Consider the following 2,070-nt stretch of genomic DNA (forward strand, 5'->3'; position numbering starts at 1 on the left):
TCGTGTTAGATATCCAAATTTTAGTGTTAGCTTGATTTTTTTGTGTCTTGTAAATTTGCAGATAAGTCAGGTATAATCGACGGAGATCTGGGTTCTTGTGTGTGTAGAATCCGGATTCAATCCAGAAAGGGGAAAATTGTGATTCTTGATAGACCTCGGCATAGATTGTTTCTTGCCGGCAGCCTAAGTTTATTTTTAGCCTTGAGTGCTACTTTCCCCGCTTCTGCTGCTGAGGGCGCGCAGTCGACCGTAGTTAATACTGTAGAAAGCGGCGAAGATCCGGCAGTTAACAATCTGCACGAAACCAAAAATTATGTTAATTCAGACCTCTCGGTTCTTCCTGATAACGTGAATTGGGATGGTAGCCGTAAAGGAGTACCCGATACTAATACTTTTGATGAGGCTGTTAAACTGCCAAACACTGCTACCCCATACAGTGTTGTAGATATGCAAAAGTTTCCAGGTGTAGATGAGCCTCTTATTTCAAATGCTGAAGAGTTTGGCTGGGATTTAAATATGGGTGCGATCAGTATTTCCAAGGAGGGGAAAGCCTTTACTGAGGGCACCGGTGAATCGGGAATTATTAATCCGGAAAATAAGCAAAATATATTTTGGTTCGGAAAATACCGTGAAACTCCAGAACCAGAAATTAAGAAAGACGAGAAAACAAACTCGATTGCTGAGCGGGCATGGGCTCCCTGGATTGAGGCCAACCCAGGCTATTTTGAAGGAGCTAAGCTATCAATTGCCACCGGTGAGCACTGCAAGGCAATCAAGCAACCATTTGAAACTCAGACGTTTTGGGAAAAATGTGATAGTCCTGAGGCTGATAAGAGCACAAAGCAAGTCTTTGAAGATTACAGCGCAGGGAAAATCGGCATACATACGATGTTGGCTCGTGCAGATTTGAAGAATGGTACGCACCTTATATTTTCTTTTGATCGTATAGTTTATCCTCGGTTTAATTCCGGGGTTAAACAGGCAGTTGATGTCACCCCTGGAAGTGAAATAGTTATTACTCCGTCTTGGGTGTCCAATGGAAAAGAGGGTGGTACTGACCAGCTGCAGTTGCGAATTTATGACGCTACTGGAAAGCAGATGTCTGATTTCCCAGACTGGAACACAGATCGCCCGGTAATGCTTTACGAAGGTGATACCAATAGGCCAGAAGTTGGAACTCAAGGTTTCGTTTGGAAAGTCCCGGAAGGGGTAACCCGAATTTTCACCAGCTTCCGCCAGGCAGATGAAACTAAGGATCATACTGCTCTTGCAGAGAAGAGTGCGGTTGCTCTTACCGGCTTTACTGGTGCAACTGTCACCACCGGATCGCATCTCACTATGTCCAGCGCGGCTAGCAATGATGCCTCGAAGCAGTTTGTAAATAAGCCTTTCGATTTCTCCTTGGAGATTGTAAATAACGGCTTTGCGGCGACTGCAAATGGAGAGTTTTCTGCGACTCTACCTAAAGGCGTTACTGCAAAGGCGGTATCTGTGCTAGCGGGAGATAAAGAAGTACCGGGAACGATTCAAGATGGGAAAATTACTGTTCCCCTAGAACAAATTGAAGTTAGGCAAAAAGTAGTTATTAAACTGCATGGCTTAGTTCTTCCTGATACTAAAAAGTGGAATCTGGAAAATCCGCAACTGGCATACAATACCTTCGCATTAAACGGGGGTTACACCGATGCTGCTGAGTTCCAAGATCGGTTCCATATTGTGCATCCTTATGAGATTTCGTTGATGGCAAACGAGGTGTCTAGTGCAACCTCGTCAACGGATTCCAAGCCCGTCAAGAAGAAAGCCGCGGTTAAGGGAGCCTTAGCGCGAACTGGCGCCATGTCAACAGAAATTATGGCGTTAGCTACGATCTTCAGTCTAGCTGGGATTACGTTACTTTTCGTTCGTCGTGAATACGAAAAATAACGTTTAAGGTAAGGGCTCTGGGTGTTATTCCAGAGCCCTTACCTATGTCCGACAGATGGGCATTAGCCCCAGATTCGCCAACTAGTGAAACTCCCTACAAGCCAAGGACTATCCCGATGTAAAACCATATTTATTCAGGTAGGACTT

1 protein-coding gene is annotated in these 2,070 nt (G+C 44.8%); it reads left to right on the forward strand.

Going from position 1 to position 2,070, the window contains the following annotated elements:
- The first annotated feature begins 138 nt into the window (after window positions 1–138).
- Window positions 139–1,923 (forward strand): hypothetical protein, encoded by a 1,785-nt coding sequence (locus AC1DA5_RS10505; protein ID WP_103632992.1) that lies wholly within the window; start codon window positions 139–141, stop codon window positions 1,921–1,923.
- Window positions 1,924–2,070 lie beyond the last annotated feature (147 nt).

Source organism: Pauljensenia sp. C0254C2, from assembly GCF_056583835.1.